Annotated in this window: 13 protein-coding genes; 10 read left to right on the top strand and 3 right to left on the bottom strand. The window is 48.0% G+C overall.

The genetic code is table 11. The annotated features are described in order from the left end of the window. The first annotated feature begins 67 nt into the window (after window positions 1–67). Window positions 68–1,015 (top strand): bile acid:sodium symporter family protein, encoded by a 948-nt coding sequence (locus DESAL_RS15250; protein WP_015852880.1) that lies wholly within the window; start codon window positions 68–70, stop codon window positions 1,013–1,015. Then, on the top strand, window positions 996–1,754 hold the full coding sequence (locus DESAL_RS15245) for a YkgJ family cysteine cluster protein (RefSeq protein WP_015852879.1): 759 nt from the start codon (window positions 996–998) through the stop codon (window positions 1,752–1,754). Before DESAL_RS15250 ends, DESAL_RS15245 begins: the two co-directional genes overlap by 20 nt. Window positions 1,755–2,078: 324 nt before the next feature. Here the strand turns inward: DESAL_RS15245 and trpB are convergent, their stop codons facing one another. Next, the gene (gene trpB / locus DESAL_RS15240; RefSeq protein WP_015852878.1) at window positions 2,079–3,290 is read right to left on the bottom strand and encodes a tryptophan synthase subunit beta; all 1,212 of its coding nucleotides are present in this window, start codon (window positions 3,288–3,290) and stop codon (window positions 2,079–2,081) included. A 399-nt stretch (window positions 3,291–3,689) separates the two neighbouring features. Between trpB and fsa the strand changes: the two genes are divergently transcribed. The 6 genes from fsa to DESAL_RS15210 all read left to right on the top strand — a co-directional run bounded on the left by fsa (window position 3,690) and on the right by DESAL_RS15210 (window position 11,634). After that, a complete protein-coding gene (gene fsa / locus DESAL_RS15235) occupies window positions 3,690–4,334 on the top strand; it encodes a fructose-6-phosphate aldolase (RefSeq protein ID WP_015852877.1) in 645 nt (214 codons plus the stop codon). 109 nt (window positions 4,335–4,443) lie between these two features. After that, window positions 4,444–5,856: a glycosyltransferase family 9 protein gene (locus DESAL_RS15230; RefSeq protein ID WP_015852876.1), complete on the top strand. Its 1,413-nt coding sequence runs from the start codon at window positions 4,444–4,446 to the stop codon at window positions 5,854–5,856. 136 nt (window positions 5,857–5,992) lie between these two features. Then, entirely contained in the window at window positions 5,993–7,744 is a 1,752-nt protein-coding gene (locus tag DESAL_RS15225) for a flagellar hook-length control protein FliK (RefSeq protein ID WP_015852875.1), read from the top strand. A gap of 42 nt (window positions 7,745–7,786) precedes the next feature. After that, window positions 7,787–8,515 (top strand): flagellar hook assembly protein FlgD, encoded by a 729-nt coding sequence (locus DESAL_RS15220; RefSeq protein ID WP_015852874.1) that lies wholly within the window; start codon window positions 7,787–7,789, stop codon window positions 8,513–8,515. 73 nt (window positions 8,516–8,588) lie between these two features. Continuing rightward, a complete protein-coding gene (locus DESAL_RS15215; protein ID WP_015852873.1) occupies window positions 8,589–10,238 on the top strand; it encodes a flagellar hook protein FlgE in 1,650 nt (549 codons plus the stop codon). 523 nt (window positions 10,239–10,761) lie between these two features. After that, complete coding sequence (locus tag DESAL_RS15210) at window positions 10,762–11,634, top strand: flagellin N-terminal helical domain-containing protein (protein WP_015852872.1); 873 nt, start codon at window positions 10,762–10,764, stop codon at window positions 11,632–11,634. A 235-nt stretch (window positions 11,635–11,869) separates the two neighbouring features. Here the strand turns inward: DESAL_RS15210 and rnc are convergent, their stop codons facing one another. Then, window positions 11,870–12,574, bottom strand: a complete 705-nt coding sequence (rnc, locus tag DESAL_RS15205; protein ID WP_015852871.1) for a ribonuclease III — start codon at window positions 12,572–12,574, stop codon at window positions 11,870–11,872. A gap of 55 nt (window positions 12,575–12,629) precedes the next feature. Between rnc and DESAL_RS15200 the strand changes: the two genes are divergently transcribed. Together DESAL_RS15200 and DESAL_RS15195 are read left to right on the top strand one after the other, a co-directional pair. Beyond that, window positions 12,630–14,711 (top strand): acetate--CoA ligase family protein, encoded by a 2,082-nt coding sequence (locus tag DESAL_RS15200; RefSeq protein WP_245543750.1) that lies wholly within the window; start codon window positions 12,630–12,632, stop codon window positions 14,709–14,711. 16 nt (window positions 14,712–14,727) lie between these two features. Continuing rightward, window positions 14,728–15,795: a phosphotransacetylase family protein gene (locus tag DESAL_RS15195; protein WP_015852869.1), complete on the top strand. Its 1,068-nt coding sequence runs from the start codon at window positions 14,728–14,730 to the stop codon at window positions 15,793–15,795. A gap of 223 nt (window positions 15,796–16,018) precedes the next feature. On the opposite strand, the gene DESAL_RS15190 is transcribed toward DESAL_RS15195, so the two are convergent. Then, on the bottom strand, window positions 16,019–16,642 hold the full coding sequence (locus tag DESAL_RS15190; RefSeq protein ID WP_015852868.1) for an MBL fold metallo-hydrolase: 624 nt from the start codon (window positions 16,640–16,642) through the stop codon (window positions 16,019–16,021). Between the last annotated feature and the right edge of the window lie 51 nt (window positions 16,643–16,693).

The raw sequence follows: 16,693 nt of genomic DNA, 5'->3' as shown, positions 1-16,693 counted from the left end.
TTGCGGGGTGGGTCATTATGCTCTACAGCAACGTAAAGTTTTCAATTAGGCATTCGCAGGAGTAAGGATGATTGGTATTTTATGTCGCTCTATAGAAAGACATTTTCTTTTGCTGGCAGTTGTTTTGAGCTGTGTTGCTTTTCTGGAGCCGGCTTTATTTACATGGCTTAAGCCCCATATTGCCCTCAGTCTGGGCATAATCATGTTTGGTATGGGACTGACTCTTGACTTCAGTGATTTTGCTGCGGCGATTAGAAACTATAAAGCGGTAGGCCTCGGTGTTCTGCTGCAGTATACGGTCATGCCTGCTCTGGCGGTGGGGCTTTCAGCTCAATTTGGATTGCCGCAGGAAGCTTTGATTGGAATGATAGTGGTCGGCGCCTGTCCCGGCGGTACGGCATCAAATGTAATTGCGCATCTGGCGAAGGCTAATGTGGCTCTTTCGGTTACCATGACTCTTGTTTCCACTTGTCTAGCGCCGCTCCTGACCCCGCTGATTATCTATGTCATCCTTAACCAGCAGATTGAAATTCCATTTCTGCCTATGGTTAAATCCGTATTTTGGATTGTCATTTTTCCGCTTGTGGATGGTCTGATTTTACGCAGATTTTTACGCAGCAGACTTGATCCATTGCTGCATATTTTCCCTTCCATCTCAATCATTGTAATCTCCATGTTGATCGCCTGCATTATCGGTTTAAACCATGATATGCTGGCTTCTTTTCCGCTTCTTGTTTTCGTTGCGGTTATCCTGCACAATGCGGGTGGACTGGGGGCCGGGTACGGTGTCGGCAGGCTGTCCGGATTCAGTCACCGCGAAAGCGTTACCATCGCTATTGAAGTGGGGATGCAGAATTCCGGTCTTGGAGTAGCCTTGGCGACTAAATATTTTGGTATTGCGAGTGCTTTGCCCGGGGCTTTGTTCAGCCTCTGGCACAATATTTCGGGGATATTGCTCGCGAGCCGTAACCGAGTATTTTCTTCAGGAGAGAAGAATGAAAAACAGTCTGGATGAAATCATCGATAGCGGTCTTGCTCATACTTATCCTTTTTTTGAAGATCACCCGGAAATGATTAAGTTGTTGCGGGATATGAGCATGGCGGTGTGCGCTGATTGCGCAAGTATTACTCCCGAAATGCCGCAGTTTCCTGTTTTACTGGCTGAAAAAGGGCTTAACCTGTTCGGTGCAAATTTCAGTGCCATGCTGGGGCAGGTCCAGAGTCTGGACCCTGAATTCAAAGTAGCCTGTACAGCCGGATGTTCTTACTGTTGCTCCTCCCACATCACAGTAACCCCGCAAGAAGCGTTTCGTATCGCTCTCCACCTGGCGGCTGAGTGTTCTGAAGATGATTTTGTCACGTTGAGCGAGGGGTGTCTGGCCGCTGCCGGTGATTTCGTTCCCGGTCAGCTTAAAGAATTTGCCCAAGACTATTTTCAGCCCTGTCCGTTTTTAAAAGACAACCAATGCTCTATTTATGAAGTGCGGCCCATCCTTTGCCGTAACTGGATTTCAAATGATCTTGAGGCCTGCAAAAAAAGTTTCAACACGAAAAATAAAGTCACGGTTTCGCAGAATGCGTTGATCATGGTCCAGAAGGATCTGGTCTTTACCGGGCAGCAAGCCTACCTTGCAGGATTCGGTATTGAGGGCGGCATTGGATCATTCATGCCTATGATGTCTCAGATCCTTACCGATTTTGAAGGAACTTACGCCAAATGGCTTTCAGGTGAGAAGTTGAATGGCCAAATGTAAGCCCTTCGGGGAGCCTACCGGGGGTCTTAAACCCTTTTCCAAAAGGGTTTGTTCCACTGTCGCTATCCCTAAGACTCGAAGCAAAGCTTCTTGCCTAAGGGCTAGTGCAAGAATTCAAAATTTTTTTAATAAGCTTCGCATGTAATACGTTAAAATTATTTTAAAATAAGAAGGCCGTAACATCTCAAAAGATATTACGGCCTTTATCTATGGCAAATTTAAAATGCAAAGCGGCGGAGCCCTAATGAAAGTTTTTGAAGAGTTCAGAAAAACTTTTTTCAAAAAGTTTCTTTGGTCCACGAAGGGCCGCCGGAGGCATACATTTTAAGGCAAAGTAAGTTCGCCATTGCTGATCATGTCTTCGATCTGGGCAACGTCTTTGTCACCGCGACCGGAAAGGTTGACGATGATGATTTTGTCCTTGTCGAGCTGCGGTGCCAGCTTGAGAGCGTAGGCCAGCGCGTGAGAGGACTCGAGTGCGGGGATGATACCTTCAGTCTGGGAGAGCTTGAAGAATGCATCAGTGGCTTCCTTGTCGGATGCATGGACGTATTCAGCGCGGCCGAGGTCCTTAAGATGGGAATGCTCGGGTCCTACGCTGGGGTAGTCGAGACCTGCGGAGATGGAGTAGACCGGAGCAGGTTCGCCTTTTTCATCCTTGAGCATGTAGGAGTTGAAGCCGTGCATTACGCCAGGTTCACCAAGACAAAGGGTGGCTGCATGGTCTCCCGGCTCAAGGCCGCGTCCTGAAGGTTCTACACCGATGAGTTTGACGGATTCATCTGCAATGAATTCTGCGAACATGCCGATGGCGTTGGAACCGCCGCCCACACAGGCGATGCAGTAATCAGGCAGACGGCCTTCGTCTTCAAGGCACTGCTGTTTGGCTTCTTTACTGATCACGGACTGGAAGTCGCGGACCATCATCGGGTAGGGGTGGGGTCCAACCGCGGAACCGAGCAGGTAAAAAGTGTTTTCAGCATCACCGATCCATGCGGCAAGCGCTTCGTCTACTGCTTCTTTGAGAGTCTTCTGTCCGGATTTTGCAGCAACAACATCCGCACCCATCATACGCATACGGAAAACGTTCAGTTTCTGGCGTTCCATGTCCACTTCGCCCATGACGATGGTACATTTCATACCCATGAGCGCGCAGGTTGCGGCAGTAGCTACACCGTGCTGTCCGGCTCCGGTTTCAGCGATGATTTTTTTCTTACCCATACGTTTTGCCAGCAGGATCTGGCCGATGGTGTTGTTTACTTTGTGGGCGCCGAGATGGTTGAGGTCTTCGCGCTTGAGATAGATCTTAGCACCGCCGAGTTCTTCGGTGAGGTTGGAGCAGAGATAGAGGGGAGTGGGGCGGCCGGAGTATTTTGCCAGATAGTACTGAAATTCTCTGATGAATTCAGGATCTTTTCTAAATTTTTCATATGTTTCCGCCAGCTCGTTCAGGATAGGAAGAAGCTGTTCGGGAACATACTGTCCGCCGTATTCACCAAAAAAGCCGTCTGCATTGATAGTTGCGTTGTCAGTCATTTTTCTCTCCTGAATTTTTTCTACGACAGTGCTGTGCAGGCATAAAAAAACCGCGATCAGTTCTCACTGTCGCGGTTCTATGAAATTTATATTTGTTACCTGTTTTTTGAACGTAACCAACCGCGACGCATTAGCTGCGCCACCACCAAAAATAAAGGGTAAAGTTGGAGTAAGAAACGTTCATAATGAAGAAGTGTTTACTCCGCATCATAAGAGTTGTCAACAGAGAGTATTTTGTGAAGCTTATTTTATATTTATCTCGGTTAAGTCTTGGTTATTTTTAAATATAGCTCTTTTTCTAAAGTGCGAAATGGGCTATGTTGAAGACAATACGTGCCTGAAAAAAATGTTTTTTGTTTGTAAGTTTTAGTAATGATTGAAGTTAATTGTGAGGTGTGCATGGAGTTCTTTCTGGATACTGCGAATCTTGAGGAGATAAGGAAGGCTAAGGCGCAAGGTTTGATGGATGGCGTAACAACCAATCCGACCCTGCTCTCCCGTGAGGGTGGAGACTGGCGGAAGCAGGCCGAAGCAATCTGCGCGGAAGTTGAAGGTCCGGTCAGTCTTGAGGTTGTTGGTGAGAGTGCCGAGGAAATGATCCGCGAGGCCGAAGATCTTGCTTCATTTGGCGATAATGTGGTTATCAAGGTACCCATGACCAACGAAGGTCTGGTAGCTACAGAAAGCCTTTATCGTAAAGGCGTAAAGACCAATGTTACCCTTGTTTTCTCGCCTTTGCAGGCTTTGCTGGCTGCCAAGGCCGGGGCCACTTATGTTAGTCCTTTTGTTGGCCGTCTGGATGGAATAGCTCATGATGGTATGGAACTTATCCGTCAGATACGCACTATCTTTGATAATTATGATTTCCCCACCAAGATTCTTGTGGCTTCGATTCGTCATCCCATGCATGTGCTGGATTCAGCTTTGATCGGTGCGGACGTGGCTACCATTCCGTACAGTGTAATTAGCCAGCTTGCCGCCCACCCCCTGACTGATAAGGGACTGGCTGCTTTTAATGCCGATTGGGAGAAGCTTACCAAGTAATTTTGGTCTGTATGTTTGAGTATAACCCCGGTCTTTTATATGGAGGACCGGGGTTTTTGCTACTTGTCTCCCCATAGAATTTTATAAAATATTACTGTAAAGTGCGTCCATGTCTAAACGTCCGATACTTGTTCTTCAGATGCAGCGCATGGGGGATTTGATTCTCTCTTTTCCGCTTTTTCTCTGGTTGGAAAGAACCTATCCCGGCCATCCTATCTGGGTGGTGGCCGAGGAAAAATTTTTCCGTCCTCTTATGCCGATCAGTCCGAGAGTCACCTACTTCCCTTGGGAAGGTGTTCAGGTTCTGCGTCAGAATAAGTATGAGTTGATTGTTAACCTGAGTATCCGCAGTCAGGCTGCAAACCTTGCCGGAGAGTTACAGTCTGAAGCTAAGCTCGGTCCTGTGGCATCCAAGGACGGGGTAACTCATATCCTGGGTAACTGGCAGCTTTACCGGGCCAGCGTAGTCGAGAATAATCGCCATAATCTTTTTCACTGGGCGGATTTGAATGCTTTGGATTGTGTCCCTTTAAGTCATCTCGCCAGTACCAGATGGCCTCAGCCGCGTACTCTGCATAAGGAGTCCAATCGGATCGGTATTTTTCTGGGAGCAAGCGAGGAGGCCAAGCGGCCTTCGGTCCGGTTCTGGGCTGACTTGTGTACGGAACTGCTGGGTAAGGGGCTTAGGCCGGTATTGTTCGGCGGGCCGATGGAGCGGGGAATTGGGCAGGAAGTAGCCCGCATGTGCAAAGGTCCTGTCCTTGATATGTCCGGTAAACTCAAGCTAGGGGAATTGATTGCTGTTGGGCAGTCTTTGCAGCTTTTTATTACCCCGGATACCGGCCCCATGCATCTGGCTGCATGGTCGGGATTAAAAGTACTCAATCTTTCTATGGGCAATGTGAACCCGTGGGAAACCGGACCGTATCAGAATGATCATTTTGTTCTGCGTTCCACTATGAGTTGCGCTCTTGGGTGTTGGTCCTGTACCCGAGATCAATTGTATTGCCATACTCCTTTTACTCCTTCTCGTATCGCCGTGGCAGCCAAACGCATAATTGTTGAAGACCGGGCCAGTTTACAGAAGATCAATATGCCCGGATTACGTATGTCTTTAACTGCGCGTAATGCTGATGGTTTATATCATTTGAACCAGTTGAGCGGTAGCAGGGCACAGGCCGGGGACTTATTGGGTAAGTTCTGGCAGCAGTATTTCGGAGCGGTTTTCGGTTTGTGGTCTACCGATGGTCCAAATCGTGCTTGGGCAGAGTTTGCTGCTCAAAAAACGGAGCTTGCCGGAAAGATGTCTAAACACCTACCGCTTTTAGGTAAAGAGTTCAGCCGCGGGTTGGCCCGCAGTGCTCCGTTGAATGATTCTTTTTGGAATTCATGTCCTTTAATTTTGCGGCAATTTACAGGTTTCATACAACTTTTTCTGCAAAATAATGATTACAGCCGCGAATCGTGGATCAGAGTCCTATCTTACTATGAACAGCTTGCCGCGATTCTTAGCAGCAGCTGACCTGCACTGAATTATTTTCCTTAAAAGGGAAGAATATTCCTTCGTATTGAAGAGTGTTTTTCTTATAACTATCTGAAATAAAGTATTTTTATTTTTGGCACGCCTCGTGAATAAAGAAATGTCGAGGAGTCAGAATATGAAAATACTTCCACATCACGAACAAACTAATCAGGGCTTGAGCAATCTTTTGGACAGAACATCACTGTCTGAGGATACTTTTCGCTCATCTATGTTCGATAATTTCCTTTATTCCAGCCAGTCCGAGGCACAGGCAGCGTACCAGCCGGTTCAGGATATCGTGAATGAAGCTGCATCTGCTTATGAGGATGTAACTTCCCGTTCCGAGCCTGAAGCAGCCGCTGAATATCTTGATGAGGCTGCGGAAAAAGTTGCCATGCAGTCTGTTGAAGAACAGCCGCAGGATCTTAAGGTAAGCCGCGAAGACTGGAATGAAATCAAGGAAGAACTTGAAGAGTACGGTCTTGATAAAAAAGATATCGCCGACCTTGAAGAGAAGGTTATGAGCGAGAACGGCATTACCTACGGCCAGTTGGTGTCTGAGCTTTCAGGCATGATGAAAGGCATGAAAGGTATTACGCTTAGCCCTATTCAAGAACAGAATCTGAATTCCATATTTTCCCAGCTCGGTTTTACCCCGGATGAATCCAAGGGACTCTTGGCATCTATCCGTCAGGGTAAGCTTGGTGATGTAGTTGAGAAAATGCAGGCTAAGCTGGCATCGATGCCTGACTCCGAAAAGCTTCAGCTTTCTGAAGATGAAACCAAGACCTTAACCGATTTGTTCAAGCTTAAGGGCGATACCGGTAAAAAGATTACCCAGCTGCTTACCGCTGAAGGTGCTACCGCCGCTGACTTTAAGAAAGGATTTTCTGTTCTTAAGTCGGCTCTTGCCCAGCAGCAGGCCGAACAGGATGGAAAGGATCTCAAGTTGGTTAAGACTGTCGCTGAGTCTTTGCATTCAGCAATGGAAAAAGCTTCCGACCAGTCTCCCAGCACTATGAGAATGGCCTCGGCTGATGTGATTAGTAACTCCATGGGAGCGGCTAAGGAAGTCAGCGAGAGCGTCAAGCAGGATGGTCAGAATGGGCAGAACGGAGAAAATCCTGCTCAGAAAGACAACAATCCTTCCAAGAACGGTGCCGACTTAAAAGGCGATGCCAATGCCGGGAAACAGAATGCCGGCCAGACTGAAGATAAGAATTCCAACCGTCATTGGCTGGAACAGCTTCTTTCCGATTCTGATGATCAGGACAGCTGGAATGATTTCTTCGGCAAGCTTACTGATGAATCCTTCGTGAAGGGCGAAGGAAATCTTAACGGCAATATCTTCGGCAACGGATTCGGTACCCTGCAAAGTGCAGTCAAGTCAGCTCAGGCCGGTAAGACTGATCTCATGTGGGAAAAAACTGCCCGATCCAACATTCTGGAGCAGGTTCAGGAAGGCGTATTCAAGAATCTCGGTCAGGGTCGCAAGCAGCTTACATTGCAGCTGAATCCTCATAACCTTGGCACAGTAAACGTAATGTTGCAGGTCAAGAACAAGGACGTTCAGGCTACAATCAGAGCGGAAAATCCTGATACGGCGAAAGTTATTGCCGAGCAGCTTGAAGTTGTAAAGCAGGCATTGGAAGAGCAGGGCCTCAAAGTGGAAAAACTTGAAGTCCAGACCGGCATTTCAGATAGCCAGACCGACTCTTCATGGAAAAATGCTGAAGATCATAACGCAGCGCAATATCAGGAAATGATGTCTGAAATGCGCAAGCGCTGGCAGACTTTAAGACAAGAAGGATCCTCTTTGGCCCGGGAAATGCAAACTGTACAGCAGAAGGCACAAATTTCCCAGAGCGGGCTTTACATAGTGGCTTAACATAAATTTAGCCCCGCTTAGCAAAAATTAAGAGGTGTAGTCATGGGATACGTAGGGTTCAGTAACATACTTGGCAGAGCAGAAGCCGACATGGCAGCAAGCAACCAGCCAAAGCATAAAAATCAGCTGGGACAGGATGACTTCCTGAAGCTTCTCCTTACCCAGATGCAGAACCAGGATCCTGCAAACCCCATGGAAGATAAAGAGTACATGGCGCAGATGGCACAGTTCTCCAGTCTTGAACAGCTCACTCAGGTGAACAGCAACATCAAGACTATGATCGATAACAACGCTCAGGACCAGATGGTCTCCGCAGTAGGCTTCATCGGCAAAGAAGTAAAAGCGGAAGGTTATTCCATCAGCCGCGATAACGGAAAGATCAGTAAGGTCTTCTACGGTCTCGGCGAGCCTGTGGCAAACGCGTTCATCAACATTTACGATAACAATAAAAACCTTGTCCGCACTGTTCAACTCGGCTCAAAGGCTGAAGGGACCTTCGAGTTCGAATGGGATGGAAAGAACTGGGCAGGCAAGGATGTACCGGACGGTGTTTACACCATCGCCATGGCAGCGGAAGACGCTGAAGGCAGTCCGGTAATGGTTAAGACGGAAGTCAGTGGTGAAGTCTCCGGAGTTGTTTCCGAGGGCGGGCAGCAATACCTGCACCTTAAAGACGGTCGCTACATCAACTTCCTCAACATCAGAGAAGTAGTAAGTCCGACGGATGTCTCTGATTCATCAAGTGAATCATCCGAATCCGCTTCAAGCTAATCAGGCCAACGGCATGGCCCGGCTTAAGGGATAGGAAAACATTCGCGAGTCAACAGGACTTTAGGAGGTTCTTATGGGTTTATCAGCATCATTATTCTCAGGAATCACAGGTTTACAGGCCCACGGCGACAAAATGTCCGTGCTTGGTAACAACATCGCAAACGTAAACACAGTCGGTTTTAAAAGTGCTAAAATGCACTTTGAAGACGCCATCAGTCAGGACATGTCCACAGCTACCGGTGTTGCACAGGTAGGTCGAGGCGTGCAGGTTGGGGCAATTTATGCCGACTTCGCTCAGGGGTCCTTCGAAACAACCTCTGAGTCCACCGACCTCGCAATCGGTGGTGACGGATTTTTCATAGTCTCTCCCAAAGATGAAGAGACTTCCTACTACACCCGCGCCGGTAACTTCCGTTTTGACAAAGACGGTTATCTTACCGACCCGCACGGTTATGTGCTGCAGGGTTGGCAGGTACAGGATGAAAGTAACTCACAGGTTGCCACCGGCGCCAGTGTAAGTACCAGTAATGCTGTACGTACCGTTGGTGTTCCTACCGATATCAGGCTGGAGAACTTCCAGTCCGCACCGAAGGCTACCACTACTATCAATATGATCACCAACCTTGATTCACAGGAAGCCAGCCGCTCAACTGACAGCACTGCTCCCTATCTCTCCCTCTTTAATTCATGGGATGGAGCAGCTGAGCCGCCTCTTGGCGATTCCCTGTACGGCTACCAGTCCACTATCAAGGTTTATGACGCCAACGGTTCCGCTCATAACGTGACCACTTATTTTGACCAGGTTACCCTCAGTAACGCTGGCGGTAAGAAGGTCTGGGAATTTATCGTAACCTGCGACCCCGAAGAAGACGGTCGTATCTCCGATGACGGTGTAAACTTTGCCGGAACTTCTGCAGCAGGACTGCTCATGACCGGTACTATGACTTTCAACGCAGCCGGTGACCTGACCGGTGTATCAGCCTTTACCCTTAAGAGTAACGGCGGTACCGCAGCGGCAGACCTCAGGAATGCTGATGAATGGTCTCTGGCTGAATTCTCACAGGACGGCCTGCCGGTTCTGACAGCAAACTTCCTGTCGCGGTCCAATGCAAGTTTTACCGATGCCAGCAATGACCCGGTAACTATCGAGATGAATTTTGGATTAAACAACAAGGATCTCTCCGGAACCGGAACAACTAAAGGCTGGGGTGGGGCAACTGTCTCCAACGCGAGCCTGCTCGGTACTAACATTACTGACATCAGTAATATCCCCAACTTCGGTGATGCCGAGAAGAGCGCACTTGCTACTACCAGTTACAGCTCCGGCTCCACCACTCTGTTCCAGTCTCAGGACGGTTACACCGCAGGTTTCCTGCAGAGTACTTCTGTCAGCAGGGACGGTGTTCTGACCGGACGTTATTCAAACGGTCAGATTCAGGAACTCTACGTACTGACCATTGCCTCATTCAATAATGACTGGGGGCTGAGACGTGAAGGCGGTAACCTCTTCACCCAGACAAGGGAGTCAGGAGATGCTTTGACCGGCCTGCCAAACAGCAGCGGTAAGGGCTCCATCGCCTCAAACTCTCTTGAAATGTCTAACGTGGACCTTGCGGTTGAGTTCGTAAGCATGATCACAACCCAGCGTGGTTTCCAGGCGAACTCCAAGGTAATCACAACAACTGACTCCATGATGGGCGAGCTTATCCAGCTTAAGCGCTAACGTGAATAAAGTATCCTGATGATGCTGAATATATAGGAAAACTCCTTCTACAACCTCCGCAGACGGGATTGACTCCCCCGACTGCACAGGTACCCGGAAACCCCGCTCCCGAATATGCCGTTTCGGAAGCGGGGTTTCCATTTTTTTTGTTTTCGGACCTTCTCACCTTAAGGAATGTTTATTCCATATTAATATGATTGTGTTTCTTGATGTTTGCTTCCGGCGTGGTTTGCGGGGGCAGCGGCAGTTAATGCCTAGTTTGTCAGTCATATGTTCTTTAAAAGATAAGTATAATAGTAGTTTGCTTGTGTGGTGGGACGGCTTTTCCCGTTGTTCTGAAAAATGACAGTCAATAGGCCGAAAGGGCGGGAAAAAATTGACTCTTTAGCTGAATATAAAGAAGTCTAGACTTTATTTATATGAATAATGTATTGAAATTTAATGAAAAAATAGTTTTGGCACACGCTCTGCTTAAGGTTGGTTAACAAAAACGGAATTTTGTGAACTACAAGGAGGTTCAGATATGTCCTTAGTCATTAACCACAACCTTATGGCAATGCACGCCTCGCGCAACCTGCAGGAAGCGTACGGCAACCTCGGCACTTCAACTCGTCGCCTCTCATCAGGTTTGAGAGTCGGCACCGCAGCTGACGATGCTGCCGGTCTCGCAATTCGTGAACTTATGCGCGCTGACGTTAAATCCCTTAACCAGGGTATGAGAAACGCCAACGATGCTATCTCCATGATTCAGACCGCAGACGGCGCACTGCAGGTAATCGATGAAAAGCTCATCCGCATGAAAGAGCTGGCAACCCAGGCATCCACCGGTACCTACAACTCCGACCAGCGTCTTATCATCGATTCTGAATTCCAGGCAATGGCCTCGGAAATTACCCGTATCGCAAATGCTACCGACTTTAACGGTATCCACCTGCTGAACGGTAACCTTTCAGGTGGCACCGGTGCCCATAACGGTAACGGACTCCATTCCACCGGCCCGCTGAAGGTTCACTTCGGAACCGGTAACGATTCCGCAGAAGACTACTATTACATCGCAATCGGTGAATCTACAGCTTCAGCCCTTGGTGTACAGACTTCCATCTCTACTCAGGCTCTGGCACAGCAGGCTCTGGATAAGCTCCAGCAGGCAATTATTTCAAAAGATAAGATTCGTGCGAACCTTGGTGCCATGCAGAACAGGTTGGAGAATACCATTACCAACCTCTCCATTCAGGCAGAAAACGTTCAGGCTGCTGAATCCCGTATCTCAGACGTGGACGTAGCAACTGAAATGACCGAATTCGTACGTAACCAGATTCTCACTCAGTCCGCGGTAGCGATGCTCTCGCAGGCTAACTCACTGCCGAAGATGGCAATGCAGCTCATTGGCGGCTAAAACCGCTTGAGATAATCGGGTGAAGATTAAGGACTGTGGAGGCGATTGATCACCGCCTCCCAGTCCTTGAACTATTTTGGGGCAGTCAATAAAGCTCTAACTAACTTTCAGCGCATTGCAAAAAAAAAGCTGAAACTCACGTATGGTGTATACGTATCATTTCAGCCTTTTTTTACTCCTCGCATCTGGGTGTTTTTAAATCCCGGAGCGTAGGAAAAAGTTGGATGCGGTTATTTTAAGATAGACCTTCGTCTTCTGTGAGATAATCAAGAGCCTTGGCCGCAGCTGTCTGTTCGGCTTTTTTAAGGCTGGAACCTTCCGAATCAAAAGATTTCCCATCCGGGAGATTCAGATTTACCATAAATATTTTTTCATGCTCCGGGCCTTTGGTTCCGGTAAGCACGTAGGTCGGACGTTCTTTGAATCTGGCCTGAGTCACTTCCTGTAATTTGCTTTTGAAGTCCTTGGAACTTTCTATCTTGAAAGTTGCAGGCCATTTATTGGCAAATATCCGCATGATAAATTTTTGTGCTTCGGCATAGCCCCCGTCAAGAAATACAGCCCCGATGACTGCTTCCATGGCATCAGCCAGCAGGGAGGAACGGTTGCGGCCGCCTTGTGCTTCTTCTCCGCGTCCCAGTTTCAAAAAATCGTTTATATCCAGTTCCCGCGCAATTGTGGCAAGGCTTTTTTCTTTGACCAGCTTTGATCTGATCTTGGTCAGCTGGCCTTCATGAGCTCCCTTAAACCTTTTAAACAGCTCTTCTGTAACGCATAGTTCCAACACTGCGTCACCCAAAAACTCCAGTCTTTCGTTGTCTTCAACAGGCTCAGGTTGTTCATTTGCCCAAGAACTGTGGGTCAGTGCGGTGGCTAAATGCTTGACTTGAGAAAATCGATAGTGGATACCTTGCTGGAGGCGAGAAAAATCTTCTACCATACAAACCTGCTTGAATTTATATTAACGAATGTACTCATATTCATGTTTAAAGGCCTTGTTTGAGCCCAAAGCGATTGCCGTAATCGGAATTTCTGCCGATCCTCAGGATAAGGCCAGCATAATTACTGCCAACCTCCTTGCCTCTGGATATAAGGGAAAAATATTCCCCGTCAATGGGGAAGGAGCCGAAGTTCACGGACTTGGCGCATTTTCTTCGGTTTCCCAATTACCCCGTGGGATTGATTTGGCCTTGATATGTCTTCCGCCAGATGAAGCTATTCAAGCGATAGACGATCTTTCAGAAATTCTGGTCCGAGCTGCCGTTGTTACCAGTGGCGGTTTCGGCGAGACCGGACGGGAAGGTTATCGTCTGGAAAGGGAATTGGCAAGGACAGCTAAGAATCATGATATGATTATTCTCGGTCCAAATTGTATGGGACTCATGAATACGGCTCTGGGCATGAACGCCAGCCTTGATCCTGATTTTACGCTTAAGGGTAATATTGCTTTTCTCTCACAGTCCGGGGCCATGTGCAGCACCGCTCTTGACTGGGCCAATAGCGAAGGTGTCGGTTTTTCAAAATTTATCAGTCTCGGCAATAAGGCTGTTCTCGGTGAAGCCACCATGCTTAATTATCTTGCCAACGACGAAGATACTAAAGTTATTGTCGGCTATTGCGAAACACTAAAGGACGGACAGGATTTCCTCCGTACAGCCTACGATACAACTTTTAAAAAGCCTCTCATTTTATTGCGGGCCGGGGAAACTCCTTCCGGTGCAAGGGCTGCTTCAGCCCATGCCGGACATTTGACCGGGGCTACCACTGCTTACAATGCTGCATTCAATCAAACCGGGGTAATGCAGGCTGTGGACATAGAAGATATGTTCAACCTTGCCCATGCATTTTCCTGCCAGCCTTTACCCAGCGGCTCCAATGTCGCCATTATCACCAACTCCGGCGGTCCCGGAATTCTCGCCACCGACATGGCCGAGAAAGGTACCCTGAATATTTCACGTCCCTCATCGTCAACTCTCGAAAAGATGAAGGAAGTTCTTCCTCGCTACGCTTCTTTATACAACCCCATTGATATGCTTGGGGATGCAAATGCTGATACCTATCACAAAGTACTTAGGGCTGTTGCAGAGGATGATGTATTTCATTCCATTCTGATTATTCTGACTCCGGCGGCCAATATTCTTGAAGATGTGGAAAAAGCTGCCGCAGATATTATCGAATTGGAAAAAGAATGTGATAAGCCCATCATCACTTGTTTTATGGGTGACCATTCGACCAGAAAAGCACGCAGGATGCTTCGTGCAGCAGGAATTCCGTGCTACGAATTTCCTGAAGCTGCAGTCCGTTCCCTTGATGCCATGACCCGTTGTTACCGCTGGCAGAAAAAAGATTGGCCCATTGATGTCTGTTTCAGGCGCGACTATTCCAAGGCCAAGTCCATTGTAGAGAACTGCCGCAAGACCGGATTGACCGAACTCGTGGAATTGGACGCCCAGCAATTGGCTTCTGCCTACGAACTTCCTGTGCCGGAAACCGTTTTGGCCCGAACTTCAAATCAGGCAGCCAAGGCCGCCAAAAGGATCGGGTATCCTGTAGCGCTTAAGGTGGCTTCTCCCCAGATTTCACGTAAGCAGGAGCTCGGGTTGGTTATCACCGATATCCAGACTCCGCAGGCTCTGCGTAAGGCTTTTCTGGAAATTACCACACGGGCGACCAGAAGGTGCAAAGATGCATACATTACCGGGTGTTTGGTTCAAGCTATGGGACCGAAGGATTCCCATGAAATTGTGGTAACTTTCAAGCGTGACCCCCAGTTCGGGCCGCTTATAAATTTCTCCCTTGCGGGACTTCACGTGGACCTGCTTGGTGATGTATCATCACGGCTGGCTCCTCTGGCACTAAATGATGCTCAGGAAATGATCCGTGAGATCAAAGCGTATCCTATTTTACGGGGGGTACGTTCCGGCACGGCGGTAAATCTCGGCGCTTTGGAAGATGTGCTGCTCATGGTTTCCCAGATGGCCTCTGACCTTCCGGAGATTCAGGAAGCTGAGTTTGATCCGGTTATCGCCGGCCCGGATGGTGCTGTTGTTGCTAATATGAGGATGACAGTAAGTTAGTTACAAGGAGGACATTATGTCCGGTTTATATATTGGTTCTACTAGCGGATATTCCGGTAAGAACATGATTGTTATGGGGTTGGGGCTGCATTTTCAGAAACAGGGCGTCAGCCTTGGGTATATGAAACCTGTGGGCGCAATTCCTGCTGAGGTTGATGGACGGCTGGGGGATGAAGATGCATTCTTTATTCAGGATGTGCTCGGCGTTTCCAATCCTCCGAATGTTGTTACCCCGGTGGTTGTTACCCACGATTTTAAGGTTCAGGCCTTTAACGGTAAGGTTGAGGACCATGTTCAGCCTATTGTTGATGGTTACGCTAAGATCAGCGCAGGTAAAGACCTGACTCTGGTTGCAGGTTCCGGTTCCATGTACTCCGGTAAATATTGCGGAGTTGATGGTATTCATCTGGTTAAGAAGCTGGGCATCAAATGCGTGGTTATCGACCGTTTTCAGAAGGAACTTAATTACGACTATCTGGTGGTGCTTAAGGAAGCTCTGGGCGATAATCTTGCGGGCGTTGTGCTTAACGACATCCCGCCGACCTTCATGGATGAGATTACAACCCTCATTAAACCGTTTCTTGAGCGCAAGGGTGTTAAAGTTCTTGGCGTGATTCCTAAGGATCCGCTCATGGGTACAATCAAAGTTGGTGACCTTGCCGATCGTCTCGGCGGAAAGATCATTACTGCTCATAATCGCACTGACCAGCCCGTGGAAAGTTTTCTCATCGGTACCATGCAGGTGGAAAACTTTATGACTCATTTCCGCAGGCATCGAAACTCCGCGGTTATCGTCGGTGGTGACCGTTCAGATGTTCAGCTGGTGGCCCTTGAAGGGGAATGTCCTTGTCTGGTGCTGACTGGTAACCTTTACCCGAATGATATTATCCTGACTCGCTCAGAAGTGCTGGAAACACCCATTATCGTGGTTCGTGACGATACTTTTACCGTTGCGAAGAAAATGGAAGATATTCTTTCCCGCCACAAGCTGCGTGAGTCTGCCAAGATCAAGCACGGTGTTGATCTGGTAGAAAAACACATCGATTTTACCTACCTGAAAAAGCAGCTGGGTCTTAAATATTAGATTCGCTAGATAAAAAGAATTCAAAATAAAAGGAGAAACGACCTGAAGGTTGTTTCTCCTTTTTTTGTAGTGGACAATTTTGGATCACTAAGAAAGCGAAGCTTATTAAAAGTTTTGGGATTCTTGCATTAGCCCTTAGGCGAGAAGCTTTGCTTCGAGTCTTAGGGATAACGACAGTGTAACAAATTCTTTTGCAAAAGGGGTTAAGGCGCCGGAGGCATCTCTAAACAAACAACGGGTTATTGCGCATTTCGTGTTTGATGGTGGTCATTGGCCCGTGTCCGGAAAATATTTGGGTCTCGCCGGGAAGGATGAAAATTCTATTTCTGATGGAGCTGAGCAGTTCATCGCTGTTGCCTCCGGGCAGATCGGTCCGTCCGACTGAAATCATGAACAGCAGGTCGCCGACAAAGATGCAGCCCATAGCAGGAAAGAAGTAGGACAGGCTTCCGGGGGTGTGTCCCGGAGTTTCAATGATCATTACCGGATTATCGAGGATATTTTTGCGTCCCTGCTTCAAGTCAGTGATTTCAAAATCAAGCAGTTTCTTGAATTCAAGTGAACCGCCGTTTTTGACAGGAATATCATTGAGATATAAATCGTTGTGGTTGCCGTAGACCGTGGCGCCGGTCTGTTTTTGCAGTGCACTTACGCCGCCGACATGATCAAGGTGCATATGGGTCAGGTAGATGGAATGAACATTCAGTTCCCTCTCACGAATGGCCTGCAGCATGGGGGCCGGTTCCATTCCACAGTCAATGACCACTGCCTCAGAACCGCTGGAGAGCAGGTAGGAATTGGTCTCAAGTGGACCAAGCACAAATGTTTCAACCTTTATTTCTTTCATTCTTCTAGGGTTGACTGTAAGTCTGCAATAGAGTGAAATCTTGATAGTTAA

The organism is Maridesulfovibrio salexigens DSM 2638, from assembly GCF_000023445.1.
Lineage (GTDB): Bacteria > Desulfobacterota > Desulfovibrionia > Desulfovibrionales > Desulfovibrionaceae > Maridesulfovibrio > Maridesulfovibrio salexigens.
This window is presented reverse-complemented; position numbering and strand designations above follow the sequence as displayed.